The sequence below is a fragment of the Enterobacter cloacae genome, from assembly GCF_013375935.1.
In the GTDB taxonomy this organism is placed as follows: domain Bacteria; phylum Pseudomonadota; class Gammaproteobacteria; order Enterobacterales; family Enterobacteriaceae; genus Enterobacter; species Enterobacter pasteurii.
Map to the genome: position 1 here is coordinate 1,021,924 of NZ_CP056117.1, position 24,973 is coordinate 1,046,896.

A 24,973-nucleotide genomic window follows, 5' to 3' on the forward strand; every position below is an offset into this window, starting at 1 on the left:
TTTAACGTTTCGACAACTTTTCTTGCATCGCTGCATTCGCCAGCCCAACGATCCACTCCTGGTGCCCGTTGATCATCGGATTCGGCACGGTGCGAGCAAGTTCCTGTGCAGGAACGCCTTTCTGCGACTCCTGAGTCAGAATACGGACGCGGTTTCCCGGCAAGTCCTCAAACAGCCAGGCGTGGATCACATCCAGACGCGAGCTGGCATCGCCCTCCACCCAGCCGTGCCAGGCGATCCGTGCGGCTTCGCCGTCAACGGGCGGAACATACTCCGTGACCTGCGCCTCAACCGGGAAGCCAAAGGTCGTGAAGCGGAAGCGGGCGCTGGCGCTCAGTTCCGGACCGCTGCCGTCGTGAAAACGAATATCTTCGGCGTTGCTGTAGTAGTTCGGCCACAGGGTGGTGTCGTTAAGCTGCGCCCAAATCTCTTTTGCGCTCAGCCCGGCGACGATGATTTCGTTGGATGCAAAGTTATCGGTTGTGCCTGGCAGGTAGTCGTTTGGCCAGATAATGGCGGATTGTTTCATGGTTCACCTCATCATCGAGTGGATGAAGTGATGGTGCGCCTGCGGCAGATATAAATCTAATGACGATGCTTTATACTCTTCATCACGTTTCGTGATATCAGTGCAGATAAAATACGCCCTCTTCCGGGAGGAAAAGCTGGTTATAGCGCAGCTGGAAGGCGTTAAGCTCCTGCGGATCGGGCTCTATCTCGCGCATGAAGCCGAGCGCGAGGCGGATTTGCGCATCGGTGATCGGTGCGGCCAGGCGGGCTTTACGCAGCATGCGGTGCCAGGTATGCAGATTCTCCTCGCTCCCGTCGACGATGCAGACCTGCCAGATAAGCAGGACCTGGGCGGCGTTTTGCAGGTGCGCTTCGTCTGGGCGCTCAAGGTAGCGGATAAACTCATTGCCCGGCGTTTTACCGAACTGGTCGATCATCGACTCGACCGGCATCGGGGTGATACCCAGCCGTTCGCTTAAACGTTTGATGGCGCGGCGGGAATCCGAGGTCAGGACACGAAACCCAACCACAAACACCACGGCAAGCGTTGCCAGCATTATCCAGACCATGCGTTCTCCTTAGACTAGCCGCCCATCATAGCGGGAAACGCAACGCGTCGACAGCGGGCAGCGCCATAATAGTGAACGGAAAAGAGGTAGCAAAACACCATGAAAGCGGATCTGCGCACGCTGGATCTAAACCTGCTGAAAACGCTCGACGCTCTGCTGGATGAACGCAGCGTCACCCGCGCGGCGGCGCGTCTTGCTCTGACCCAGCCCGCCGTGAGCGGCATGCTCAACCGCCTGCGGGACTACTTCGACGATCCGCTCTTTATCCGCGCCCCGCACGGCATGGTGCCAACCACGCGCGCGGAAGCGCTGGCCGCTCCGGTGAAGCGCATTCTCGCGGATATCGACGTGCTGCTTCAGCCCGTTGCCTTTGACCCTAATACCGCTCGCCTCACCTTCACTCTTGCCGCTACGGATTATGCACTTCGGGCGGTTGTTGTGCCGTTTATCGCCGCCCTTAAAACACAGGCGCCTGGCATACGCGTGCGCGTGGTGCCCGTTACCCCCGGTAGCCTTGTCAGCCAGCTTGAGCAGGGCGCTATTGACGTAGCGCTTATCACCCCCCCACACCACACCCGATGAGCTTCACAGCCGTGCGCTTTATGATGAACGGTACGTATGCATGATGCGTGCCGATCATCCAAACGCCGGAGAGCCAATGACGTTAGACCGATTTTGCGCCCTTGAGCATGTACTGGTCTCTTACGAGGGAGACGGCTTTCGCGGGGTAACCGATAGCGCGCTGGAGAAAATTGGCCGAACGCGGCACGTGGGACTCTCGGTGAGCCACTTTTTGGTTCTGCCGGACGTGCTGGCCCTCAGCGATATGATTGCCGTCGTGCCGTCACGCATCGCGGAAAATCAGACGGGAATGTTCATCTGCGAGACGCCAGTTCCCGTGCCAGGCTTTACCAAAAGCATGGCCTGGCACGGCAGAACGCACCGCAATCCCGCGCAGGCGTGGCTGCGCGGGCTGTTACTGCAAACCAGTCAGCGGGCCTGAAGCCCCTTAAGCAGCGCCTCGTGGAAGCGCTCAGGATCCTGCATCTGCGGCGCGTGGCCCATGTCGTTAAATTCCACCAGCGTCGCGTGCGGGATGCGCTTCGCCGTCTCCTTCCCCAGCACCGCATAGTTGCCGAGCGTTTTGCGGATCTCAGGCGGGGCGAGATCTTTCCCGATGGCGGTGTTGTCCTTCGTGCCGATCATCAATAATACCGGCATGCTGAGTTCGCTAAATTCGTAGATCACCGGCTGGGTGTAGATCATGTCGTAGAGCAGCGCCGAGTTCCAGGCCACACGTTCTTTTCCCGGCCCGTTGTTCAGCCCGGCGAGCATGGTCACCCAGCGTTCGTATTCCGGCTTCCACTCTCCGGCATAGTAGGTATTTTTCTCGTACTGACGAATGCCGTCGGCGCTGACCTTCAGCTCGCGCTGGTACCACTGGTCGACCGTAATATGCGGCACGCCGCGCGCTTTCCAGTCCTCCAGGCCTATCGGGTTGACCATCACCAGCTGCTCCACCTGCTGCGGCCACATCAGCGCGTAGCGGGTCGCCAGCATGCCGCCGGTCGAGTGGCCGATAACCGTCACGCGATCGACGCCGAGGGTTTTCAGCAAGGCGTGGGTGTTATCCGCCAGCTGCTGGAAGGTGTACTGATACCGCTCCGGCTTGGTGGATTTACAGAAGCCGATCTGGTCGGGGGCGATCACCCGATATCCGCTCGCCGACAGCGCGCGGATAGTACCGTCCCAGGTGCCGGCGCAGAAGTTTTTGCCGTGCATCAGCACCACGGTGCGGCCGTTGGGCTTTTCCGGCTTCACGTCCAGATAAGCCATATCCAGAGACTGTTCTTGCGAGGTAAACGTAAAGTGTTTTACCGGCCAGCCGTAGTCGAAACCTTCCAGCTTCTCGCCGTAGGTGGGGGCATCCGCAGCCATTGCGGGGGTTGACAGCGCCACCAGCAGCGCCAGGCAGGATAATCGTCGGGTCAACATGCAAGCTCTCCAATAGCAAAAAGGGCTAAGGCTGCGCGAAAGGCGGCAGCAAAAACACTGTAGAGCAAGGAGAGGAATGGGTGTGTAAAGCGGGGTAAAGACTGGAGATTCAAAACAAAAAAGCCCGGCATCACACGCCGGGCAAAGAAGTTACCTGCACACTCAGGCCGCTTTTAATTTCTGCTTCTGCGCACGATTCTCACGGCGAATCTTACGTTCTTCCAGCACCGCCACCATCGCCATCAGGACGATACAGCCAATCGCTGCCGCATCCAGCGCCGCGAAGGTGCCCGCCCAGCCGGTGAGGCCGAAAATCGGCGTGCCGTCGGCGATCATCCCCAGGCCCAGCTTGGCGAAGCTGTCGCCGATCAGGTAGGCGAAGGTGCCTTTGATCCCGTCGGCGGCGCCGATCGCTTTTTTCGGCACGAAGCCGACCGCCGCCACGCCAATCAGCAGCTGCGGGCCAAATACCAGGAAGCCGAGCGCGAACAGGGACGCCAGGTAGACGTACTGGTTGCTGGCGTGCTGGTACACGCCGAGCGTGGCGATAATCAGCGCCAGCGCAACGCAGGCCACCAGCGCGCGTCGGCCGTTGGCGAGATCCGAGAGCCAGCCCCACAGCAGGGTGCCGACCAGCGCGCCCACTTCGAACAGGGTGAAGCCCTGAATCGCCACCTCTTTCGAGAGCTTCAGCTCCTGGAAGGCATACACGGTTGACCACTGGTCGATACCGATGCGCACCACGTACAGGAAGATATTTGAGAAGCACAGCAGCCAGATCACTTTGTTTTTCAGCACGTATTCAACAAAGATCTGCCATTTGGACATCTCGTTCTCTTCAGTCTCTTTGTCCTCTTCGCTGATCTCCTCGCCGAACAGCTCTTCGGCTTTGCCGAGGCCGTAAGATTCCGGGGAGTCGCTGCCGAAGCGCAGGCCGATAAAGCCAACGATCAGGGCGATAATCGACGGGAAGATAAACATGCCGATCACGTGGCCGTCGAACAGGACGTTCGCGCCGAACAGCGCCACGCCTGCCGCACCGGCACCGCCGAGGTTGTGGGAGATATTCCACATGCCGAGGTACGACCCGCGCTTGCGCCGCGGGGTCCATTTGGTGATCGTGGAGTAGCTGCACGACCCGCCGGTGCTCTGGAAGAAACCGCTCAGGGCGTAGAAGGCGATCATCAGGAACAGGCTAACGGAGCCTGCGCCCATGCTGGCGCTGAAGCCAAGCATACAGATGGCGGAGAGGATCAGCATAAACGGCAGGAACTGCTTGGTGTTTTTACCGTCCGCGTAGTAGGACACAACCGTTTTCCCCACCCCGTAGGTGATGGAGAAGCCCAGGCCAATCATCCCCAGCTGCGTCATGCTCAGCCCGTAAGTTGAGATCATGTCGTTCTGGGCGATGTTAAAGTTCTTGCGGATCAGGTACATGGTCAGGTAGCCGATAAAGACCACCAGATAAGACTGCATGAACGGTTTGAACCACATCTTGCGCCGCACGTCGAGCGGCAGATCCAGGGTCGGTTTGCGCACCTGATTGAGGAAGGCCAGCATGGTTGGTTTACTCCTGAGCTGATTTTTACCGCATTGTAAAAATCAGCCGGGAGAGATGCCTGAGACAGCGTCCAGGTAAAACCGGGAAAATGTCTTAGTTTTGCGCCTCCCGGCACCAAAAGGTGAAGCGCATCACATCAAGCTGGCTTCACGCGGCGCCTGCGCATGCAAAAACGGCAGCAGCAGCAGGGCCGAAATCCCCGCCGCGATGGCGATCACCGCGAAGAATCCGCTCCAGTGCCAGATGTCGATTATTCGCGCCAGCGGCCAGCCGGAGAGCGACGCCCCCAGGTAGGCGAACAGGCCGACAAAGCCCGTCGCCGCCCCTGCCGCCTCTTTGTGCGAACACTCCGCCGCCGCCATGCCGATCAGCATCTGCGGGCCGAACACGAAGAAGCCGGTGGTGAAGAAGCACGCCGCCTGCATCACGTAGCTGGCGAACGGCATCAGCCACAGCGAGCCGACGGAGAGTAGGATCCCGGCGGCAAAAATGAGGTTCATCGGGCCGCGGTTGCCGTTGAACAGTTTGTCCGAGCCCCAGCCCGCCACCAGCGCGCCGATAAACCCGCCCAGCTCGAACATGGTCACCGCCGAGTTGGCGGTCACCAGATCCACACCCAGCGTCTCGGACATGTACAGATTGCCCCGGTCGTTGATGGCCGCGCGCACCACGTAGACCAGCACGTAGCAGAGCGACAGCAGCCAGATGTACGGGTTTTTCAGCACGTATTTGGTAAGGATCTCCTTGCGGGACAGCCCCGCCCCCTCCTGCTGCTGGGCAATCTCCATCTCGTCGTGCCGCCAGTCGCCTACCGGCGGAAGCCCCACGGTTTGCGGCCTGTCGCGCAGCCGCCAGCAGAGGAACAGCCCGGCGAGGATCGCGAGACAGCCGGCAATCATCATCCCCGCGCGCCAGCCGTAGTGCAGCGCCGCGGCACCGACCACCATCGGGATCAGCGCCCCGCCGACGTTATGCGCGGTGTTCCAGATGGCCCACCAGCCGCCGCGCTCGTTGCGCGAGTACCAGGCGGTGAGCAGGCGGGCACACACCGGCGCGCCCCATCCCTGGAAAAAGGCGTTCAGCGCCCACAGCAGGGCAAAGGCCCACAGCGAGGTGGAGAAGCCAAACAGGATGTTCACCACGCCGGTGGCGATCAGCCCGAATCCCATAAAATAGCGCGCGTTGGAGCGGTCGCTGACGATGCCGGAAAGGAATTTCGACAGCCCGTAGGTGATATAAAACAGCGTCGCCAGCAGGCCGATATCGGTGCGCGCCATCACGCCGCTGGCGAGGATCTCCGGCGCGGCGGCGTTGAAGCTTTTGCGGGTGAAGTAGAACAGCGCGTAGCCGAGCCAGATAGTGACGAGGATATGGCGTCGCCAGTAGCGGTAGCGGGCGTCGATTTCCGCCTTATCGCGTATCGGGGCTGCGTCGACAGGGGTGTTAAACATGGTGACTCCGAAGCGGCAGGCTGACGCTGACGCGCGTCCCGTGGGTGCAGGAGATGTTCAGCGTGCCGCCCAGCGCCTTCACGCGCTCGCGCATGCCCGCCAGGCCAAATCCCTGCTGGCCGGAGCCCGGCGGCAGGCCGCAGCCGTCATCTTCAATTACCAGCATCAGGCGCTCGTCCTGCTGCCAGCCCTGTATCGTCACCGCGCTGGCGCTGGCATGTTTGACGATATTGTTCAGCCCTTCCTGACAGACGCGGAACAGCGTCACGCGCTGGCCTTCGCTCAGCGCAGGTTCATCAATGCGCCAGTCGAGGTGGCTGACGATCCCGCGGCTTTCCAGCTCCATCTCGCGCATCAGGGAGCGCACCGCCTGCGCCAGCGAAAGGTCGTCGAGCTGCCGCGGGCGCAGCCGCCCTAACAGCCGGCGCACCGAGTCATATACGCCTAACGAAAGCTGTTCGATATGCGCCCCGCCCTGCTTCACGCCCGCATTTTCCGCCGCCAGGCGCTGGACGATGCCCGCCTGCGTGCGGATGGCGGTAATGGTCTGGCCGATATCGTCGTGCAGCTCGCGCGCCACCTCCTGCCGCACGCTCTCTTCGGTCTCCAGCAGGCGTTCAGCCAGACGGCGGTTGCGCGCCAGCTCGGTTTGCAGGGAGAGGTTCAGCTCGCGCAGACGCTGAATGCCCGCCCCGAGCAGCAGCCCGGTCAGGCTTTGCGCCAGCAGCGAGAGCAGTAAATCCACCGGATGGTCGTGCCAGGTCTGGCTGGCGATCAGCGCGATGGCGTTCATCAGGGTCGCAATCAGCGCTCCCTGCCAGCCGTAGTGCCAGGCAAGGGCAACGATCGGCAGCGCCAGACAAAACGGCGTGAAGCGCGATAGTTCAGCGGGCAGGCCAAGCTGTAGCCAGAGGCTAACCACAAACAGCAGCAGATACCAGATGAGGTGCCGGGCGCGCCAGTTGACGGGCTGAGACACCAGCGCCGGGCCGAGCGGCTGCCATACGGTGCTGGTGAGGTAGTGCCAGAAAACCAGACAGGTCGGCGCCAGCGTCAGGCCGCCGGTCAGGGTCAGCAGCAGGGCGTTGAGCATCTCCTTGTCGCCCACCCACGGCAGGGACTGCAGCAGCGCGGCGGCAAATAGCGCCGCACCCTGACGCAGCAGCGTGCGCCAGTCGCGCTGGTGGCGGTAGCGGGAGATAAGCGCAACCGGGAGGAGCGTGAGCACGCTTCCGATCGTCAATAACGGCAGATGCGCCAGCGCCACCTCCCGCGCCAGCCAGATCAGCATCAGCCACTCCGCGCCAAGCAGCACCGGCCAGTAGCCGCGCGGGCATTGCAGCATTAATCCAAGACGCAGGCCGAAGGGGAACAGCAGCACCGCCAGCTCCGGGCGCTCCACCAGATGCAGGCTGATGCTCCACAGGCAAAACCACGCGGCGGAGAAGATAAAAAAGCTGGCAACGACGGCGATCAGCCGCGAAATCAGCGGGTTCATTGCCATCCGTCAAACATGCGGCGCGCCAGCTCAACGTCGTTGCTGACGTTCAGTTTTTCCATCAGGTTGGCGCGGTGAACGTGAACGGTTTTTGGCGACAGGCCAAGCTCTACGGCAATCTCTTTCACCGTCATCCCCTGGGCAAGCTTTTCCGCCACCTGACGCTCGCGTTTTGTCAGCGGATCCTGCCGTCCGGCCGCCAGCTTGATGGCGATATCCGGCGTCAGGTAGCAGCCGCCGGTAGAGACGGTGCGCACGGCGGCAATCAGCTCGTCCGGGCTACAGCGTTTGGAAAGGAACCCGCGCGCGCCCGCGTTGAGCGCCTGCTCCACCAGCGCCGGGCTGTCGTGAACCGAGAGCATGATGGTCGCCATCCCTTTCGGCAGCTGGCTTAACAGCTCCAGCCCGGAGAGATCCGGCATGGAGATATCGCAGATACACACCTGTACCCCGCGCCCCGGCAGGCCCGCCAGCGCTTCGCGCCCGGAGCCGAACTCGGCCACCACCTGAAAATCCGGTTCGAGGTTTAAAAGCTGGGCAAATCCGGAGCGGACGATTAGGTGATCGTCGATAAGGGCGATGGTGGTCATGGCGCGTTCCTGGCGGGCGGATAAAAAAACGCGCTTACCTTAACGATAAGCGCGCGGGTGTTCAAGCAATGAGCGATTTATTCGAAGAACACCGCAATTTTGTTAAACATGGTGGGATCGGACTGGTTGCGCACCACTCTGGTGACGTCTTCCAGCTTGTCGATTTGCGCCATCATCTGCTCCAGACGCTGGTCATCGTTGACCAGCAGCCAGATGCGGCTGTGCTCGCTGCCCTGAATCGGCAGACAGAGAATGCCTTCCACGTTAAACGCGCGGCGGGCAAACAGCCCGCAGACGTGCGTCATGACGCCAGGGTGGTTGCGGACGGTGAGTTCCAGAATGACGTTTTCATGTTGTTTCTGCATGGCTTATTCCCCCACCATCTCAGTATTTGCCGCACCCGGCGGCACCATTGGATACACTTTTTGCTGCGCGTCGATACGCACGTGGATCAGCGCCGGGCCAGGGCGGGAGATCGCCGCCTGCAATGCCGCGTGGGCGTCCTCTTCCGCGTTCAGATCGCAGGTGTGCAGGCCAAAACCGGCGGCAATCTGCATAAAGTTGATCGTCCCCGGATAGGTCGCGGCAAACACGCCCTGCTTGTAGAACAGACTCTGCTGCTGGTGCACCAACCCCAGCGCCTCGTTGTTCATCAGAATGATTTTGACGTCCAGCTGGTTTTCCGCCGCGGTGGCCATCTCCTGAATGTTCATCATCAGACTGCCGTCGCCGGAGAAGCAGATCACCTTGCGGTCAGGGTTGGCGAGCGCCGCACCCACGGCGGCAGGCAGGCCAAAGCCCATGGTGCCGAGGCCGCCAGAGGTCAGCCACTGGCGCGGACGGTTAAGCGGATAGGCCTGGGCGGTCCACATCTGGTGTTGCCCCACGTCGGTGGTAATAATTGCGCTGTCGTCCACGCAGGCGGCCACGGCGTTAATCAGCCCGTAGTGGCTCAGCGGGTCGCCTTCGGACGGGATGGCCCCCGGGAACTCGCGCTGCAGATCGGCCACCAGCTGACGCCAGTCGGCGCGGTCAGTTGCGTCCGTTTGCGGGATCAGCTGCGCCAGCACTTCCGCTACGTCACCCTGAATCGCCACGTGCGGCTGCTTGATTTTACCCAGCTCGGCGCGGTCGATATCCACGTGAATGATCTTGGCGTTCGGGCAGAACTGCTCGGTTTTGCCGATCGCCCGGTCATCAAAACGCGCGCCCATCACGATCAGCAAATCAGCCTCCTGCAGAATATAGTTGGTGCTGCGCGCGCCGTGCATGCCCAGCATCCCCAGAGAGAGCGGGTGCGCTTTGGGCAGCATGCCGAGCGCCATCAGGGTCATGGTGGTGGGCAGGTTAGCCTTTTCAGCGAACTGACGGATTTCATCCGCGGCGTTGATTGCCCCGCCGCCCAGATAGAGCACCGGACGTTTGGCTGCGTTAATTATGGCCGCGGCGTCGCGCACGCTCTCAGCGCTGAATTCGGGCGCGGACGCGCGGGCGCCCGGCTCCGGCAGTACGTCGATCTCAATTTCTGCGGTCTGGACATCCTTAGGAATGTCTATCCACACCGGGCCCGGGCGGCCAGACTGCGCAATGCGGAACGCATCGCTGATAACCTGAGGAAGCTCGCTGATATCGCGAACTAAATAGTTATGTTTGGTGATGGGGATAGAGATGCCGTAGGTATCCACTTCCTGGAACGCGTCGGTACCGATCATCGAGGACGGCACCTGACCGGTAATGCAGATCAGCGGAATGGAGTCGAGACGCGCGTCGGCGATGGCGGTCACCAGGTTGGTTGCGCCCGGCCCGCTACAGGCCATGCAGACCGCCGGTTTGCCCTGCGTACGCGCCATGCCCTGAGCGATAAAGCCTGCCCCCTGCTCGTGGCGGGCCAGCACGTGGCGGATCTGCGTGCTCTGGCTTAACGCATCGTACAGCGGCAGCACCGTGCCGCCAGGGATGCCCGCAACCGTGGTAATGCCCTGTCGTTCCAGTAAATGAACAATCAGCTGCGCGCCTGTAAAGCGCGTCTTTGAGGATGTTGTGCCCGAACTTGCCATGCTCCAGTCCTTTTATGGGCCGACTTTCCGGGGAGGGGTCCTAAACGAAAAACCCCGCCCGGTTTGCGCCGGCGGGGTTTTGGATTCGTGTGTTGATCCAGTCCCTACGGCGCATTGCCGACGACCACCACCACACGCACGACGACCACTGCGGCTGGTTGCGCAGTTTTTAGTAGGGTCGCGGTGTTCATGGATGCAGTCATGGGGGACCTGTGTTTAGAATCATTGATTGAATTTATACAAACACAGGTTTTCGTACGTGACAATGGAAATATTTTCATCTGTGCAAAAATGCGTCAGGGATCACGTTTCGTTTGTTGGGTGATGAAACGGCGAGCAGCCGTTTTTTTATTCAATAAACAATGCAGGCGAAACGCCAAAACGGGCCGCCAGTTTTTTAATATGGTTCAGCGTAAGTTGGCGCTGCCCGTTGAGAACCCTCGAAACCATTGATTTACTGCCTATTTCATCCTGAAAGTCTGAGAGCGTAAGTTTGTGCTGATCCATAAGGGTTCGTAAAACTGCAATCCCCACAGGAACAGAATCTATCTCCTGGCGTAACGCGACAATTTCGGGTCGATTCGCTTCGTAACGACTAATTCTTGCACATACGATATCCAGCAGAGGACTGCCGGGCTCATTCATAAGCAGATATTCAACCAGCTCAAGTGCGTCCTGGTAATCCTTCTCGTTCGGATGTTCACCCAGTAAAGGAACAGCCGCGACAAGATCATGCGTAGCCTTCATTGCATCAGCGACGATCATCATTTCTTCCCCTTAGTGCGATGTTTCTCCGTAAAACGGTCATATTCCTTATGAGTAAAAACATGGCGCACATAAAACTTCTGGCTTTCAAAAAATATGAGAGCCACTACTCTGAGATTGTTGTTTGCAATATCAATAACATAATGCTTATCGAGATACTTGAAGTTATCCAGTGTTGGAAAAAGCTTTTTCAGCACGGCGGGCGTTGGGCAATGGCTCTTCTCGATAACTCGTCCTAAAAAGAGGAGCTCTTCCCTGTGTTGCGGAAACTGACTTACCGCATCCAAAATTGCCTTCATCGAGATTAAGTGCATACTGCATGCCTGCCGCGTCCGTTGCCATTATGGCAACGATAACATCCATTGCCAATAAGTCAACGAGAGGCAGCATTTTTACGACAACAGAAAACAAAAAACCCCGCCTAAGCGAGGTTTTTTTCAGAGTTTTGCGGTTGGTCGCCGCAGAACACACTGTGTTACGTCAACGCAAAAAGTATACGCGATCGAACACGAACGCGCAATTCCGGCACGGATTTTGACGTTTTTGAGTATGGATTGCCTTCCACATTTTGTCCACAAAATACTGTTCATACATACAGTATTTATCTATACTGAGTATGTTCGCAGTGAGCGAGGGGGCCGCAGTTCTACCGGCGCAACGAAGTCCTGGCTGAAACGGGTGGTGCCGTCAGTGCCTTAACCCCTGAAGTGAGCACACTGTGTTACGTCAATCCAGGTGCTGGCAACAGGCGGCGGAAAGGTACGCCAGCATCGTGCTCCTTTTAACCAAAAGGAGACGCGTATGAGCGTCGTGGATATGGTCATACTTATCCTCAAACTCATTGTTGCTGTACTGCAACTGCTTGATGCTGTCCTGAAATTCATTCGGTGATTCAGGTTCAAGCCGCACCTGAGAGGGGCGGGTAACCGCCCCTCTTTAATAACGAGGGAATGCTATGTCGCGTCTGTTAATTGAGCCTGTCACACCGGACGAGCCGGGGTATATTGCCCTGAAGGCCGAGAGTATCGCCTTAAATTTCAGCATGCTGCGCAGGCTGGAAGAGAACTGGCAGCGTGGAGAAAATCGTTTTAACGCGCCGGGCGAAAAGCTACTGGGCGCGTTTCTCAACGGCAGGCTGGTGGGCGTGTGCGGCCTTAACCGCGATCCGTTCAGCCAGCAGCCGCGCGCCGGGCGCATTCGACATCTCTACGTCAGCGAGAAGTGCCGCGGGATGGGGATTGGTAAACAGCTTTTAACCGTGGTGATGGCCGACGCCAGCATCTGGTTTGATTTTCTGAATACCCATGCGCCGGACGCTGCGTTCGGGTTCTATCACCGGGCGGGTTTTACGCTGGTCTCGGACGAACCCCGGGTAACGCACCGCCTGTTTTGCGCGGTGTAGACGGGTAGCAGCATCGACGGGTGAATGTTACAGTTGTATGACATTTCGCCATCCGGTACGCCATGACCATCACCGTTTTCTGCATTCTGCTGTTCGCCGCACTGCTGCATGCCAGCTGGAACGCCATTGTTAAAGCCGGAACGGACAAGCTCTATTCCGCCATTAGCGTCAGCGGCTCCGCCGCGCTTATTGCCCTGATTTTACTGCCCTTCTCTGCGCAGCCTTCCGCCGCCAGCTGGCCATATTTGTTCGTCTCCTGTGCCTTACAGGTGGTGTATACGGTTCTGGTGGCAAAAACCTATCAGGTCTCCGACATGAGCCAGACCTACCCGCTGATGCGCGGAACCGCCCCGCTGCTGGTGGCGCTGGCCAGCGTGCTGATGCTCGGGGATAGCCTCTCCTGGCTCGCCTGGACCGGTATTGGCACGATCTGCCTTTCTATTCTGGCGATGTCGATGCATGGGCGCGTGCAGTCACGCAAGGGGATCTGGCTTGCCCTGCTGAACGCCTGTTTTATCGCCGGGTATACGCTGGTGGACGGTACCGGGGTGCGGTTAGCGGATTCCGCGCTGGGCTACACGCTCTGGACCTTCTTCATGAACGGCGCCTGCCTGCTGGGCTGGGCGATGGTGGCGCGCCGCCGTGAAGCGTCCGGCTACCTGCGCCTGCACTGGAAAAAAGGATTGCCCGGCGGCGTTGCCACCATGGGCTCTTACGGCCTGGCGCTCTGGGCGATGACGCAGGCGCCGCTGGCGGTGGTCGCGGCGCTGCGTGAAACCTCGATTCTCTTCGGCACAGCCATTGCATTTGTGCTTTTAAAAGAGAAGGTTAGCGGCCTGCGCGTCGCGGCGGCGCTGGGAATTGCCGCTGGCGCGATCCTGCTGCGCCTCGCGTAATCCACTGGCAACATTAGTTGCCGATCTTGTTTACAAATCCTGCCTTTTCCGCTTTTCCCATTCACCACGACAATGCTTAAATTGTCATCTCTCTGTGGTAGATTCCTCGCGCATTTATGGGAATGCGTAGTCACTTATTCTTCATTTCTCTCTTTTGGCAAAAGTATTCAGCGACATGAAAAAGCAACGGAACGTGAACTTATTGTTGATGCTGGTGTTACTCGTGGCCGTCGGTCAGATGGCGCAAACGATCTACATTCCGGCTATTGCCGATATGGCAAAAGACCTGAACGTTCGCGAAGGCGCGGTTCAGAGCGTGATGGCATCCTACCTGCTGACCTACGGCGTTTCGCAACTCATCTACGGCCCGCTCTCCGATCGCGTCGGGCGTCGCCCGGTGATCCTGGTGGGTATGAGCATTTTCATGGTGGCGACGGTGATTGCCATTTCTACCCATAGCCTGACCGTACTGATTGCCGCCAGCGCCCTTCAGGGCGTGGGCACGGGCGTCGGCGGAGTCATGGCGCGTACCCTGCCGCGCGATATGTACCAGGGCACCCAGCTTCGTCACGCCAACAGCCTGTTAAACATGGGCATTCTGGTCAGCCCGCTCCTCGCGCCGCTGATTGGGGGGCTGCTGGATACCGTATGGTCCTGGCGCGCCTGCTACGCCTTCCTGCTGGTGCTGTGCGTGATTGTCACCTTCAGCATGGCGCGCTGGATGCCGGAAACGCGGCCGCAGGACGCGCCGCGCACCCGGCTCATCACCAGCTACAAAACGCTGTTCGGCAACGGGGCGTTTACGTGCTACCTGCTGATGCTGATCGGCGGTCTGGCGGGTATCGCGGTATTCGAGGCCTGCTCCGGCGTGCTGCTGGGGGCGGGTCTGGGCCTGAGCAGCATGGTGGTAAGCATTCTGTTTATTCTGCCGATCCCGGCGGCGTTCTTCGGGGCATGGTTCGCCGGTCGCCCGAACAAGCGCTTCTCCACGCTAATGTGGCAATCGGTCATTAGCTGCCTGCTGGCCGGGCTGATGATGTGGATCCCGGGGCTGTTTGACGTCATGTCGGTCTGGACGCTACTCGTCCCGGCGGCGCTGTTCTTCTTCGGTGCGGGCATGCTGTTCCCGCTCGCCACCAGCGGCGCGATGGAGCCGTTCCCGTTCCTGGCGGGCACCGCGGGCGCGCTGGTGGGCGGTTTGCAGAACATCGGTTCCGGCGCGCTGGCCTGGCTGTCGGCGATGATGCCGCAGACCGGGCAGGCTAGTTTAGGTTTGCTGATGACCTTGATGGGGCTGCTGATTTTGCTGTGCTGGCTGCCGCTGGCGTCGCGTGTTCCGCATCACGAGCAGCCGGTTTAACCGCACGATGGCCCGGCTTCTCGCCGGGCTTTTCACAGACGGGCGCAATCATCGCCTGCAATAACGGCTCTGGCGCAGGCCGCCAGGCGCCCTCTTCCCCGTCGTAAAACTGGAAATCGGCGTTCAGCGCATACGGAATTTTCGCCTGCTGCAGCTCGCAGGCCATAAACGTTGCGAACGCCATTTGCGAGGCGGTTGGCGTCAGGCTTTGTGATTCTCCCACGCCCCAGCCGCCAACCCAGCTGACGTGGCCGGTTTTTTGCTGCCAGCGCAGCGCGGTAGTGATGCGGTTACGGATCGCCGCTTTCTCCGCCGCCGTGCCGGAGGTCCACGGGTATCTGCCGTTAATTTTCAGCGGCCCCCACGGAAAAATATGCCACTCCGCCAGCAGGTAGTTCTGACTATGGGCAGGCAGCTTCAGGCTGGATAAATCCTCCGGCGCGGCGCGCAGGCGCGGTGCGATGAAGATCATGCGCTGCGGGTCGATGTCGTGGATTGCCTTAATGCTTTTTTCATAGACGCGGTTTAACGACGCGAGGTTGTGGTTCAGCCTGTCGGTTGGCTCGTAAATGAGGTCAAAACCGAGGAGCGGGTAGCTGTGGCTGAAATAGTGCGCCACGGCAATCCACCAGCCGATCGTCTCTTTCTCGGTATCGGCTTTCGGGTCATTTTTATATTCATCGGCCTGATAAGCAACGATTGGGATCACTCCGTACTGCCTGCAGGCCTCCACCAGCTTGCGCAGGTGAATCAGCCGCGCTTCCGTCGGCTCGCCCGCCACACGAATACGCACGTGCGTTATGCCCTTCGCCCGAAAATCGCGGACCACCAGCGGGTCGAACTCGCGGATGCCGCGCTCGGTGCGCGCCCAGTCCACGTCCATCCCCACGCCCAGCAACTGCGCGTATCGGGCAGCCGTGAGGGGCGGCTCAGCGGCACAGGCCCAGCCGGAAGCGATCGCTAACAGGGTGACAATGAAAGCCTTTAGCACGGTTTATCCAGGACACATCAATAGCATTACCTGTATTTAGCACGCTTTTTCACATTTGGTGTAGCGCCAAAGCGTAATAATTCTTCAGCCTGCCAGCTCCCTCAGCCAGCCGATAAAGGCATCGATTTTCGGCCACTGGCGGCCGGGAAGCGTGGAGATGTAATAGTGCTGATGGCATTTGAGAGCCTTGCTGCCAAACGGGGCAATGAGCTCGCCCCGCTCAAGCCGCTTTCTGCCCATCGCCACGCCCAGGTGATTAACGGCCGCGGTAATCGCTAAGTCTGAGCGATCGAAACCCATCCCCGACGATGGCGGCATATTCACCGCAAAATGCTGCGCCCAGCTTAGCCATTCATCCGTGCCGGTATCATTGCTCCAGGCCTGGCGGTCGTGCAGCAGCGTGCAGTGGCCGAGCTGCGCCGGGTTTTCCAGCAGCGCATGCTCGCGGGCATACGTCGGCGAGCAGACGGGCAAAATCTCTTCGTCCATCAAAAAGTGATGGGAGACGTGGTTTGGCGGCGTATCGTCGAAGTAGAGCGCCAGATCGATCCCCGTTCGCTGCATGTTAACGTAATCATTGCCGGTCAGGACGGTGAGCGAAATCGACGGGTAGCGGCGGGTAAAGTCGCCCAGCATGGGTACCAGCCAGCACTGGGCGATAGACGGCCGTGAATAGACCGTCAGCGTGCCGGAGAGCGCCTGGTTTTTAATATCCAGGATCTCCTGATTCAGGGTGTCGAGGGACGATTTAAGGGTCCAGTAAACGCGCTTTCCCTCCTGCGTCAGCTCCACCTTACGGTGCGAGCGGATAACAGCTGAATGCCCAGCTCCTCTTCCAGCAGGCTTATGCGGTGGCTCACCGCGCTGGGTGTCAGGGACAGCTCAGCGGCTGCCAGCGCAAAAGATTCATACCGGGCCGCCGCTTCAAAGGTGTGCATTTTTGACAGCTGCCAGCCGTTTAGCCGTCGCTTATCTTCCTCCATCGCCCTCATCTCTTCGTGGTTGGTTCAATCTGGTTCACCTGAAACGTAATTTATATCATTTGTCAGTACGCCTCTTTTTTTTGCTTAATACCGGATGAAACCCCTTGCGAAGAGATGGACGATGAAAAGCGCAACGATCAACGCGTTAACCGCACAGTTTCCTCTGGTTGAGGACCTGATTGCCCTGAAAGAGACCACCTGGCTTAACCCGAAAACCACCACGCTTGCCGAAGGGTTGCCCTACGTCGGGCTGACCAAAGCCGACGTGGACGACGCGCACGCTCGCCTTAACCGCTTTGCGCCGTATCTGGCGAAAGCCTTCCCGGAGACGGCCGCCACGAAGGGGATTATTGAATCTGAGCTGGTCGCCATTCCGGCAATGCAGGCGCGGCTGGAGAAAGAATCTGGCAAATCCGTTCCCGGCACGCTGCTGCTAAAAAAAGACAGTCATCTGCCGATCTCCGGCTCGATTAAAGCGCGCGGCGGCATTTATGAGGTGCTGGCCCACGCGGAGAAGCTGGCGCTGGAAGCCGGGTTGCTGAGCGTGGAAGACGATTACAGCATCCTGCTGGAGCCGCGCTTTAAGGACTTCTTCAGCCAGTACAGCATTGCGGTAGGCTCAACCGGCAACCTGGGGATGTCCATCGGGATCATGAGCGCGCGCATTGGCTTTAGGGTGACGGTGCATATGTCTGCCGACGCCCGCGAGTGGAAGAAGGCCAGGCTGCGCGGCCACGGCGTGACCGTCGTGGAGTACGAGCAGGATTACGGCGTGGCGGTGGAGCAGGGTCGTAAAGCAGCGGAAAGCGATCCGAACTGCTTCTTTATTGACGATGAGAATTCACGCACCCTGTTCCTGGGCTATGCGGTGGCGGGCGAGCGCCTGAAGGCGCAGTTTGCCGCACAGGGGCGCGTGGTGGATGCGGAGCATCCGCTGAACGTCTATCTGCCGTGCGGCGTTGGCGGCGGCCCGGGCGGCGTGGCGTTTGGCCTCAAGCTGGCTTTTGGCGATAACGTGCACTGCTTCTTTGCCGAGCCGACCCACTCGCCGTGCATGCTGCTGGGGGTTTATACCGGCCTGCATGACGAGATCGCCGTGCAGGATCTGGGCATCGACAACGTCACGGCGGCTGACGGGCTGGCGGTAGGTCGGGCGTCCGGTTTTGTCGGCCGCGCGATGGAGCGCCTGCTTGACGGGTTCTATACCCTGTCCGATCAAAGCATGTACGACATGCTCGGCTGGCTGGCACAGGAGGAGGGGATCCGTCTGGAGCCGTCGGCGCTGGCGGGGATGGCCGGGCCGCTGCGCGTGCAGTCTGATGCCGGCGTTACCCATCTGGTATGGGCAACCGGCGGCGGCATGGTGCCGGAAGGTGAGATGGCGAAATATTTAGCAAAAGGCCGATAATCGCAGGCCCGGTAAGGCATAGCCACCGGGCTTACAGGCTCACTATTTGCTGAATATGCGTCACCGCAAACAGCAGTGACAGCAACAATACCGCCAGCGCGATCAGGAACTTGTCCCGCACGGCTTTCGGCTGCACAAAATCGCTTTGGGCCACATCCATCAGGTTACGGCTGCGGGTGTAGCGCCATAAAATGAGGGCCACCAGCGCCAGCACCACCAGCGCGATCCAGAATGGCCCTCCCGTGCGGTGCCAGTTGTGCTTTATCGCCAGGGCGATGAGCGCGCCATATCCCAGCAGGGTCCGCAACCACGCGAGCGAGGTACGCTCCGGCTGCAGGCCGGGATCGGCTTCGCGGCGCGCTTTGCGGCTATCCGGCATAGAACACCAGCACCATCACTACGCCAGCGACGGCCAGCAGTATCGTACTGATGATGAGCAGGCCTCGCGTATAGGGGAGATCCTGCTTCAGTCGCATCGCCTTTTCATTTCGCAGCCAGCGCAAATAGCCATAAATCGCCAGTACGCCCGCAAACAGGCACAGCAGCAGGGCGAGAACTTCGCGGATCAGCGGGGTAGCAAAATCGGGAGCGAGCTGGTCAAGCCCAACGCCTGCGGCCAGAAAGCCCAGCGACGTGCGGATCCACGCTAAAAAGGTACGCTCGTTTGCCAGAGAGAAGCGATAGTCCGGTGCTTTACCGAGGCGGGAAAGTTTCATGAAGGCTCCTTGTCTTGCTGCGGGCAGGCTTCAGCATAGCGTAAATTGGCAGGGACAAGGAGACCGGCATCGGGCGATGCCGGTCAGCGAAATTAGCCTATTCCCCAGAACAACACCGCCAGTAGCTGCGGGGTGATGATGCGCAGGAACATCACCAGCGGATAGACCGTGGCATACGACAGCGCCGCCGCGCCGCTGGTGGCGTGCAGATTATTTGCAAAAGCCAGCGCGGGCGGGTCGGTCATCGAGCCCGCCAGCATGCCGCACAGCGTCAGATAGTTCATTTTAGCGAACGTTCGCGCCAGTATCCCGACCGTTAGCAGCGGGATAGCGGTGATAAAAATGCCGTATCCTACCCAGCTGATCCCGTCGCCGTTCACCAGGGTATCAACAAAATCGCCGCCCGATTTCAGCCCTACCACCGCCAGGAACAGCACAATGCCTAACTCGCGCAGCGCCAGGTTAGCGCTCGGGGGCATAAACCAGTAAAGCTTACCGATGGAGCCGATACGCCCAAGGATCAGCGCCATTATCAGCGGTCCGCCCGCCAGACCCAGCTTGAGCGCAACCGGGAAGCCGGGCACGTACAGCGGAATGGAGCCAAGCATGACGCCAAGCCCGACGCCGATAAATACCGGCAGCATCTGCACCTGCTGAAGCTTCTGCTGCGCGTTGCCCACCATGTCCGCCACCGCATCAATGGAGGCCGGACGCCCGACCAGGTTGAGAATATCACCAAACTGCAGGCTGGCATCCTGGCTTGCAACCAGCTCGACGCCGGCGCGATTAAGCCGGGAGATCACGACGTCATAGCGCTCTTTTACCTGCAAATCGCGGATTTTCTTACCTAACACTTTCTCGTTGGTGACCACCACGCGCTCCACGCGCATGTCCGTACCGCGGGTAGAGAGCGAGGTATCCACCTCCTGGCCAATCACTAGCCGCGCGTTGTTTAAATCCGCCGGCTGTCCTACCAGGTGCAGGAGATCGCCGTGCTGAATAAGGGTGCCGGGCGAGGGCACCATCAGCGTTTCATCCCGTTTCAGCCGCGAGCAGATAATGGTTGCGCTGTTCAGGATGGGTACGTCCTGAATCGCCATATTATTAAGGTTAGGGTTTTCGACGCGGATGTTTATGGTTTTGATCAGCGTATGGCCGTTGGTCGGCGTGCTTTCATGGTCCTTTGCCTCCTGCTCAACGTTAACGCGAAACAGCACGCGCACCAGCCACATCGAGAGCAAAATGCCGCAGATGCCGAACGGATAGGCCATGGCGTAGCTCATGCCCATCTGATCGACGACGTCGAAAGGGATACCCAAATCGCGCAGAATTTGCTGCCCCGCCCCGAGCGCGGGCGTGTTGGTGACGGCCCCGGAGAAGATGCCCAGCACCACGGGCAGCGGGATGGCAAAGAGCTTATGCAGAATGGCGGTGACCAGCCCACCCATCACGACAATGCCGAAAGCAAAGAGGTTGAGCCGTAAACCGGAGACGCGCAGCGAAGCGAAGAAACCCGGGCCCACCTGAATACCGATGGTATACACAAAGAGGATCAGGCCGAACTCCTGGATGAAATGCAGCATATCGGCGCTGAGCACCCACCCAAGCTGGTCGGCAAAATGGCCGACGAAAATCCCGCCAAACAGCACTCCTCCGATGCCAAACCCGACGCCGCGGATTTTGATATTCCCCAGCCACAGCCCCACTACCGCGACAAGGGCCAACACGCTGACGGTTAACGCGATATCACTCATGATCCACTTCCTGTGTATAACCATAGGTATACTAAGGATTCTCTCAGAGCTGGCGGCGGCTGTATGGGCGATGGCGCACAAAAAAGCCCTGCCGGGGCAGGGCTTTAACTTTTCACCCTCTCCCTGGGGGAGAGGGTTAGTGTGACACAGCTATTAGCTGTTCAGCGCCGGACGCTCGCTAATGGCGATGCGCTGGGGCGCAATGGCTTCCGGCACGTTACGGGTAAGATCGATGTTCAGCAGCCCGTTAGTGAACGTCGCGCCGGAAACTTCCATATGGTCTGCCAGGGTAAAGCTCAGGCTAAACGGCTGAGTTACCAGCCCCTGGTGCAGCCATTTGGTCTCGGTTTCCTGTTTTTCCGGCGACCCTTTCACGGTCAGGCGCGTGCCCTCAAGCTGAATGTCGAGATCTTCCTGACGGAATCCGGCCAGCGCAAGCGTGATGCGGTAGTGGTTATCGTCGCTTTTTTCGATGTTGTACGGCGGAAACGTCTGCTGTTCGGTCGCGCTTTGCAGGGCGTTAGCCAGTTTGTCAAAACCAATCCACTGACGCAGCAGAGGGGAAAAATCATAGTTACGCATACTAAATCTCCTTCTGAGAAGCGAGTTCGGCACAGTTTAATTTTGTGCACAATTGTTCCTGCAAATCCTTATGGATTCGCATATGCTCCCGTTACGGCAAGCAGTTTCAGATGGGCCGCTTTCGCGACCCGCACAATTAGTTGATTTCGATACGGCGCGGTTTTTTCTCTTCCGGAATCACACGTTCCAGTTCAATAAACAGCAGGCCGTTGACCAGGTTCGCGCCTTTAACGTGAATGTTTTCAGCGAGCTGGAACTTGCGTTCAAAGTTGCGCTCGGCAATGCCCTGGTAAAGGTAGGTACGTTCTTTCTGCTCGGCCGTATGGGAGCCTTTCACCACCAGCAGGTTATCCTGCGCGGTGATCTCCAGTTCGCTCTCTGCGAAACCGGCAACAGCGATCGCGATGCGATAGTGGTTTTCGTCAACCAGTTCAACGTTGTAGGGAGGATAGCCGTTGCTCTGGCTCTGATTGTTTTCTAAGTGGTTGAACAGGCGATCGAAACCAATGGCAGAACGGTATAGCGGAGAGAGATCGAAATTACGCATAGATTAAAACTCCTGAAATCAGCGAGAAAATTTAGCCTTCCACCATGGACAGGCTTCTGTTTCCCCGAACACCCATCAGGCGCGTTCGTTATCGGGTTACATTCTTAAAATGGGTCTGGTTACGGGCTTTTCAAGCGTATTTATGTGAGATTTTTTTGCACTTTGCTGGTTGTCGCATAGACTCAGGGGCAACAGCACAAAGGGTTAAATTGCGATGGCCTCCACAGTGCGGACGTTTTGCGCTGTCCATTTTGTACCAGCCTCGCTATAACCCTGAGTTGCAGGTCAATGCCGTGCTAATAATGATGACTGAGTGATGATGAGAAATGTTCTGATTAAGCTGGCGACGTTCAGCGGGGTTGTTTTACTTTGCGGGTGTTCGAGCGTGATGTCTCACACCGGCGGTAAAGAAGGAACATATCCAGGGACGCGCGCCAGCGCCGCAATGATCTCTGACGATGAGACGAACTGGGGCACCAAATCTCTGGCGATTCTTGATATGCCATTTACTGCGGTTGCCGATACGCTTCTGCTGCCGTGGGACATGTTCCGCACCGACAGCTCCGTGCGCTCGCGCGTGGAGAAAAGCGAGCAGGAAAATCTGGCGACCAACTCCGTCATTCCGCCCGCCGCGATGCCTCCACGCTAGTCCCGTGCGGTTTCCGTTAGCCACAGCTGGCGGAAACCCGCTTTATCCTCCATCCACGCGATAAAACGCCCGTCCGGCGAAAACACGACGGCGTCAGCAGACGGCGGGTTGCCATGATCGGACGTCAAAAACGTGACCTCACCGGTCCGCGCATCGCAGCAGGCAATGCGGCCTTCAAGCACAAAACCCAGCGCGTTGCCGGAAGGATGCCAGTTGAACGCCGACTGAATGTCGCTCTCATTGTGGGTTAACTGGCGCGGCTCGCCGCCATCAGGTGCGATAAGCCACAGCTGTACAACGCCGCTATCGTCGCGCATTAAAAACGCAATCTGCGTCCCCTGCGGGTTGCTGCGCACCCAGTGACGCGGCACATTAACCAGCCCCGGATACGCCTTCTGATGGGTGAAGGTTAAGCGGCGCTGCGTTATGCCCGCAGGAGGCGCGGGCATGGTTTCCGGCGTTCCCTGCAATGGCGCATCGCCCGCCCGCTTCCAGCCCTGCTCGTCCTGGGGCAGATCGACAATAAACAGTTCGGGTACCTTTTCGCCTTTCGCAGACAGGGTATCGCCAATAAACGCCAGCCTGCCGTTGCCCACCCAGCCCTCTTCATAGGCGCGGCCGATCTCATCGCTGCCCGGTTTTGGATCCGGCGTGGTGCGGCTCACCAGCACGCTCCAGAAGGTGCCGGCGTATTCCCGTGGATGGTTTCCCTGCGGGTGCACCGGGCCAAAAGGCGTTGCCACCCCGACGTTACGCAAATCCAGCTTCGGATCGCGCTCGTGCAGCACGTGGTCGTTATAGGTAAAGCTGACGAACTGCCCGTTCGGGCTGAAGACGTGGACGTGACTGCCGCCGCGCAGCGCGCCGGCCGTGTAAGGCGCGGTGATATCCATCGCATCAAGGTTGCTCACCTGGCCATTGTGCGCAATCACCCCCTGACGATGATGAAAATCATACTGCCACTCTGCGTCCGGGTTTTTCGGGCCGTGGATAAAAACGTATTTCTCCTGTGCCGGATGAACGGTCACCACGCCAACGTGCGCGCCGTCAGTGGCCCGGTAGATCACGTCAACCTCGCCCGTAAAGACGTTTACCCGCTCGATGGTTTCACCGGTGAACGACGCGCCTGACGGGCGCACATCATAAGCAAGCCACTGGCTGTCCGGTGTCCAGGTATTGGTATTGGTGAGCTGGTGGTTGCGGGAAGCGAAGGTGATTTGTTTCATGGACGTACCCTGATGCGCGGTTTTCGCATCAGGGTAAAACATCCGAAGGGATTAGCCTACTCGTTTCACGTCGCCCACCAGCAGGATATAGGAGAGCGCCCCGATTAGCGCCACGGCGGAGATGTAGACCAGAGCCGGACCAAAGCCGTAGTCCTGCGCCAGGTAGCCGATGACCAGCGGCACGGTGATCCCGCCCAGACCGCCTACGAAGTTGAACACGCCCCCGGTCAGGCCGATCAGACGCATCGGCGCCAGAGACGACACCAGCGACCAGGTGATGGAGGCAAAACCGTTTCCGAAGAACGCCACCGCCATCAGGGTCATAATCCATACCGGATCGTTGGTGTAGTTAGCGCCCATGATGCAGGTAGAGATCAGCAGCCCGCAGATAATCGGCGTTTTACGCGCAACGCCCAGTGAGAAACCTTTTTTCACCAGCTTGTCCGCCAGCCAGCCCGAAAGCAGCACCCCGAAGAAGGCCGCCAGGAACGGCACGGTGGTCATAAAGCCCGCCTTCAGCGCGGTTATCCCCTTCTCCTGGGTCAGGTAGTTCGGGAACCAGGTGAGGAAGAACCACAGCGTCGACGTGACCGCAAACTGGCCCAGATACACGCCCACCAGCTTACGATGGAAGACCAGCTTCCAGTCCGCGCGGGTCAGCGGCTGACGCGCCTCTTTTTTCACCGGGGCATCGCCGTCCACCAGACCGCCACCGTCGCGGATGTAGTCCAGCTCGGCTTTGGTAATGCTTTTGGTCAGACGCGGCGGCTGATAAAACTTAAACCAGATAAGCGACCAGATAATGCCGATCCCGCCGGTGACGATAAACACCCAGTGCCAGCTCAGCAGCTCCTGGATCCAGATTAGCAGCGGCGTCAGGAACGCCAGGCCAACAAACTGCCCGGAGGTGTAGAAGCCCACGGCAGAGGCACGTTCATGCTCCGGGAACCAGCTGGTCACCATGCGGTTGTTGGTCGGGAACGCCGGCGCTTCAAACACCCCGGTGATGGCGCGCAGGCCAATCAGCGACATCAGCCCGGTCGCGAAGCCCTGGAACAGGGTCGCCACGGACCAGCCTAAAATGGCGATGAAGTAGGTCAGACGCGACCCCACGCGGTCCAGGAACCAGCCGCCGGGGATCTGGCAGAGCGTATAAAGCCAGGCAAACGCCGAAAAGACATAGCCCATTTCCGCTTTGGTGATCCCAAACTCTTCCTGAATATGGGCCGATGCCACGGCAAGGTTGGCGCGGTCTACATAGCAAATGACCACGGTAATAAAAATCATAATTAGCGTCAGGTAGCGGCGACGCCCGGTCTTTGTAGCAGTAACTGGAATATCCATCGCAATCTGTCTCCAGATTTTGGGCATAGCGAAGCCGCTCACCATGCCCTGTAATTTACAGAGGGTGTATTTGGTTTTTTTAATTAAAAACGTAAACAGAATGCGCTAAATAATTCGTG

Annotated in this window: 26 protein-coding genes, 2 pseudogenes and 1 other annotated feature; of the genes and pseudogenes, 7 read left to right on the plus strand and 21 right to left on the minus strand. The window is 59.0% G+C overall.

Translation table 11 applies throughout. The features are described from left to right. Nucleotide 1: 1 nt before the first annotated feature. The gene (locus HWQ14_RS04840; protein ID WP_148420385.1) at nucleotides 2-529 is read right to left on the minus strand and encodes an SRPBCC domain-containing protein; all 528 of its coding nucleotides are present in this window, start codon (nucleotides 527-529) and stop codon (nucleotides 2-4) included. 97 nt (nucleotides 530-626) lie between these two features. Then, the gene (locus HWQ14_RS04845; RefSeq protein ID WP_063452074.1) at nucleotides 627-1,079 is read right to left on the minus strand and encodes a DUF1198 domain-containing protein; all 453 of its coding nucleotides are present in this window, start codon (nucleotides 1,077-1,079) and stop codon (nucleotides 627-629) included. 99 nt (nucleotides 1,080-1,178) lie between these two features. On the opposite strand from HWQ14_RS04845, the pseudogene HWQ14_RS04850 reads away from it, so the two are divergent. After that, a pseudogene (locus HWQ14_RS04850) lies at nucleotides 1,179-2,082 on the plus strand (LysR family transcriptional regulator). On the opposite strand, the gene HWQ14_RS04855 reads toward HWQ14_RS04850, so the two are convergent. The 10 genes from HWQ14_RS04855 to HWQ14_RS04900 form a co-directional block, all read right to left on the minus strand. Then, complete coding sequence (locus HWQ14_RS04855; RefSeq protein WP_176609111.1) at nucleotides 2,070-3,074, minus strand: alpha/beta fold hydrolase; 1,005 nt, start codon at nucleotides 3,072-3,074, stop codon at nucleotides 2,070-2,072. The pseudogene HWQ14_RS04850 and the gene HWQ14_RS04855 sit on opposite strands and share 13 nt — an antisense overlap. Nucleotides 3,075-3,236: 162 nt before the next feature. Next, entirely contained in the window at nucleotides 3,237-4,634 is a 1,398-nt protein-coding gene (gene uhpT, locus HWQ14_RS04860) for a hexose-6-phosphate:phosphate antiporter (RefSeq protein ID WP_176609112.1), read from the minus strand. A 132-nt stretch (nucleotides 4,635-4,766) separates the two neighbouring features. Further along, a complete protein-coding gene (locus HWQ14_RS04865) occupies nucleotides 4,767-6,086 on the minus strand; it encodes an MFS transporter (protein ID WP_176609113.1) in 1,320 nt (439 codons plus the stop codon). After that, nucleotides 6,079-7,584, minus strand: coding sequence for a signal transduction histidine-protein kinase/phosphatase UhpB (gene uhpB, locus HWQ14_RS04870; protein WP_176609114.1), 1,506 nt, complete (start codon nucleotides 7,582-7,584; stop codon nucleotides 6,079-6,081). The genes HWQ14_RS04865 and uhpB overlap by 8 nt, the downstream gene beginning before the upstream one ends. After that, nucleotides 7,581-8,174 carry a transcriptional regulator UhpA gene (gene uhpA / locus HWQ14_RS04875; RefSeq protein WP_176609115.1) on the minus strand — a complete coding sequence of 198 codons (594 nt, stop codon included), beginning with the start codon at nucleotides 8,172-8,174 and terminating at the stop codon, nucleotides 7,581-7,583. Before uhpA ends, uhpB begins: the two co-directional genes overlap by 4 nt. Before the next feature lie 77 nt (nucleotides 8,175-8,251). After that, entirely contained in the window at nucleotides 8,252-8,539 is a 288-nt protein-coding gene (gene ilvN, locus HWQ14_RS04880) for an acetolactate synthase small subunit (protein WP_148420378.1), read from the minus strand. Nucleotides 8,540-8,542: 3 nt separating this feature from the next. After that, entirely contained in the window at nucleotides 8,543-10,231 is a 1,689-nt protein-coding gene (ilvB, locus tag HWQ14_RS04885; protein ID WP_176609116.1) for an acetolactate synthase large subunit, read from the minus strand. 104 nt (nucleotides 10,232-10,335) lie between these two features. Continuing rightward, on the minus strand, nucleotides 10,336-10,434 hold the full coding sequence (ivbL, locus tag HWQ14_RS04890; RefSeq protein WP_071830013.1) for an ilvB operon leader peptide IvbL: 99 nt from the start codon (nucleotides 10,432-10,434) through the stop codon (nucleotides 10,336-10,338). 145 nt (nucleotides 10,435-10,579) lie between these two features. Continuing rightward, nucleotides 10,580-10,999 (minus strand): helix-turn-helix domain-containing protein, encoded by a 420-nt coding sequence (locus tag HWQ14_RS04895; protein ID WP_176609117.1) that lies wholly within the window; start codon nucleotides 10,997-10,999, stop codon nucleotides 10,580-10,582. Further along, nucleotides 10,996-11,310 (minus strand): type II toxin-antitoxin system HigB family toxin, encoded by a 315-nt coding sequence (locus HWQ14_RS04900; RefSeq protein ID WP_176609118.1) that lies wholly within the window; start codon nucleotides 11,308-11,310, stop codon nucleotides 10,996-10,998. The genes HWQ14_RS04895 and HWQ14_RS04900 overlap by 4 nt, the downstream gene beginning before the upstream one ends. 487 nt (nucleotides 11,311-11,797) lie before the next feature. On the opposite strand from HWQ14_RS04900, the gene tisB reads away from it, so the two are divergent. From tisB to emrD, 4 genes are all read left to right on the plus strand, one after another. Continuing rightward, nucleotides 11,798-11,887 (plus strand): type I toxin-antitoxin system toxin TisB, encoded by a 90-nt coding sequence (gene tisB / locus HWQ14_RS04905; protein WP_047347446.1) that lies wholly within the window; start codon nucleotides 11,798-11,800, stop codon nucleotides 11,885-11,887. Between the two features lie 64 nt (nucleotides 11,888-11,951). After that, complete coding sequence (locus HWQ14_RS04910) at nucleotides 11,952-12,398, plus strand: GNAT family N-acetyltransferase (RefSeq protein WP_176609119.1); 447 nt, start codon at nucleotides 11,952-11,954, stop codon at nucleotides 12,396-12,398. A gap of 62 nt (nucleotides 12,399-12,460) precedes the next feature. Continuing rightward, complete coding sequence (locus tag HWQ14_RS04915) at nucleotides 12,461-13,294, plus strand: DMT family transporter (protein ID WP_176609120.1); 834 nt, start codon at nucleotides 12,461-12,463, stop codon at nucleotides 13,292-13,294. A 175-nt stretch (nucleotides 13,295-13,469) separates the two neighbouring features. Next, on the plus strand, nucleotides 13,470-14,654 hold the full coding sequence (emrD, locus tag HWQ14_RS04920) for a multidrug efflux MFS transporter EmrD (RefSeq protein WP_176609121.1): 1,185 nt from the start codon (nucleotides 13,470-13,472) through the stop codon (nucleotides 14,652-14,654). Here the strand turns inward: emrD and HWQ14_RS04925 are convergent. Both HWQ14_RS04925 and dsdC read right to left on the minus strand, forming a co-directional pair. Continuing rightward, a complete protein-coding gene (locus HWQ14_RS04925; protein WP_176609122.1) occupies nucleotides 14,557-15,645 on the minus strand; it encodes a cellulase family glycosylhydrolase in 1,089 nt (362 codons plus the stop codon). The genes emrD and HWQ14_RS04925 overlap by 98 nt on opposite strands. 84 nt (nucleotides 15,646-15,729) lie before the next feature. Continuing rightward, a pseudogene (gene dsdC / locus HWQ14_RS04930) lies at nucleotides 15,730-16,637 on the minus strand (DNA-binding transcriptional regulator DsdC). A 112-nt stretch (nucleotides 16,638-16,749) separates the two neighbouring features. Between dsdC and dsdA the strand changes: the two are divergent. Continuing rightward, the gene (gene dsdA, locus HWQ14_RS04935) at nucleotides 16,750-18,036 is read left to right on the plus strand and encodes a D-serine ammonia-lyase (protein ID WP_176609123.1); all 1,287 of its coding nucleotides are present in this window, start codon (nucleotides 16,750-16,752) and stop codon (nucleotides 18,034-18,036) included. A gap of 31 nt (nucleotides 18,037-18,067) precedes the next feature. Here the strand turns inward: dsdA and HWQ14_RS04940 are convergent, their stop codons facing one another. The 5 genes from HWQ14_RS04940 to ibpA form a co-directional block, all read right to left on the minus strand. Beyond that, nucleotides 18,068-18,415 (minus strand): DUF202 domain-containing protein, encoded by a 348-nt coding sequence (locus HWQ14_RS04940; RefSeq protein ID WP_176609124.1) that lies wholly within the window; start codon nucleotides 18,413-18,415, stop codon nucleotides 18,068-18,070. After that, nucleotides 18,405-18,752, minus strand: a complete 348-nt coding sequence (locus HWQ14_RS04945; protein WP_176609125.1) for a YidH family protein — start codon at nucleotides 18,750-18,752, stop codon at nucleotides 18,405-18,407. The genes HWQ14_RS04940 and HWQ14_RS04945 overlap by 11 nt, the downstream gene beginning before the upstream one ends. 92 nt (nucleotides 18,753-18,844) lie before the next feature. Beyond that, nucleotides 18,845-20,506 (minus strand): putative transporter, encoded by a 1,662-nt coding sequence (locus HWQ14_RS04950; RefSeq protein ID WP_176609126.1) that lies wholly within the window; start codon nucleotides 20,504-20,506, stop codon nucleotides 18,845-18,847. Nucleotides 20,507-20,659: 153 nt separating this feature from the next. Next, entirely contained in the window at nucleotides 20,660-21,088 is a 429-nt protein-coding gene (gene ibpB / locus HWQ14_RS04955; RefSeq protein ID WP_176609127.1) for a small heat shock chaperone IbpB, read from the minus strand. A gap of 136 nt (nucleotides 21,089-21,224) precedes the next feature. Next, nucleotides 21,225-21,635, minus strand: a complete 411-nt coding sequence (ibpA, locus tag HWQ14_RS04960) for a small heat shock chaperone IbpA (protein WP_006177605.1) — start codon at nucleotides 21,633-21,635, stop codon at nucleotides 21,225-21,227. Beyond that, nucleotides 21,629-21,702: a sequence feature (ROSE (Repression Of Heat Shock gene Expression) occurs in the 5'-region of heat shock genes and acts as an RNA thermometer to modulate expression.), on the minus strand. It overlaps the preceding gene by 7 nt. A gap of 249 nt (nucleotides 21,703-21,951) precedes the next feature. Here ibpA and HWQ14_RS04965 point away from each other — a divergent pair. Beyond that, on the plus strand, nucleotides 21,952-22,284 hold the full coding sequence (locus HWQ14_RS04965; protein WP_148420365.1) for a YceK/YidQ family lipoprotein: 333 nt from the start codon (nucleotides 21,952-21,954) through the stop codon (nucleotides 22,282-22,284). Here HWQ14_RS04965 and HWQ14_RS04970 read toward each other — a convergent pair. Then, nucleotides 22,281-23,510 (minus strand): DUF3748 domain-containing protein, encoded by a 1,230-nt coding sequence (locus tag HWQ14_RS04970; RefSeq protein ID WP_209007153.1) that lies wholly within the window; start codon nucleotides 23,508-23,510, stop codon nucleotides 22,281-22,283. The two genes, HWQ14_RS04965 and HWQ14_RS04970, sit on opposite strands and share 4 nt — an antisense overlap. A gap of 51 nt (nucleotides 23,511-23,561) precedes the next feature. Then, on the minus strand, nucleotides 23,562-24,899 hold the full coding sequence (locus HWQ14_RS04975) for an MFS transporter (RefSeq protein ID WP_176609129.1): 1,338 nt from the start codon (nucleotides 24,897-24,899) through the stop codon (nucleotides 23,562-23,564). Nucleotides 24,900-24,973: the final 74 nt, after the last annotated feature.